The organism is Streptomyces sp. BE20, from assembly GCF_036322525.1.
Classification (GTDB): domain Bacteria; phylum Actinomycetota; class Actinomycetes; order Streptomycetales; family Streptomycetaceae; genus Kitasatospora.
This window is the reverse complement of sequence record NZ_JAQYWW010000360.1, coordinates 1-792: the sequence shown is the minus strand read 5'-3', so window position 1 is coordinate 792 and position 792 is coordinate 1. Positions and strand designations below refer to the sequence as shown.

Here is a 792-nt window from a genome sequence, read left to right as displayed (position 1 = left end):
GATGTTCGACTTCAACGAACCCAGCCACACCGGCTGCTCCGCCGGACGACCCTGCCCGTACGTGGCCAGCACCGCCTGCGCCTCGATCGGATCACCCAGCGACGTCCCCGTCCCGTGACCCTCCACCGCGTCGACGTCCGCGGCGGTCAGCCGGGCGTCGGCGAGCGCGGCCCGGATCACCCGCTCCTGCGAGGGGCCGTTCGGCGCCGTCAGGCCGTTCGACGCACCGTCCTGGTTGACGGCCGAACCCCGCACCACGGCCAGCACCTCGTGACCCAGCCGCCTCGCGTCCGACAGCCGCTCCAGCAGGAGGACCGCGGCGCCTTCGGCGAGGCCCGTACCGTCGGCGGCGTCGGCGTACGCCTTGCAGCGACTGTCGTGGGCCAGGCCGCGCTGCGTCGCGAAGTCGACGAACACCTCCGGCGTGGCCATGACGGCGACACCGCCGGCCAGCGCCAGCGTGCACTCCCCGTCACGCAGCGCCTGCGCCGCCAGGTGCAGCGCCACCAGCGACGACGAGCAGGCCGTGTCCACCGTCACCGACGGACCCTCCAGCCCGAGGGCGTAGGAGATGCGGCCCGACGCCACCGAACCCGAGTTGCCGATGCCGAAGTAACCCTCCAGCCCCTCCGGGAGGTTGAGCACGTGGTGCGCGTAGTCGTGGTACATCAGACCGGCGTACACGCCGACCGGCTGCCCCTTCAGCGACGTCGGGTCGATGCCCGCCCGCTCCAGCAGTTCCCAGGACGTCTCCAGCAGCAACCGCTGCTGCGGATCCGTCGCCAGCGCCTC

Annotated in this window: 1 protein-coding gene; it reads right to left on the bottom strand. The window is 72.6% G+C overall.

Annotated elements, in window-relative coordinates:
- On the bottom strand, positions 1-792 hold a 792-nt coding region (locus PUR61_RS02600; RefSeq protein WP_329875174.1), incomplete at both ends, for a polyketide synthase.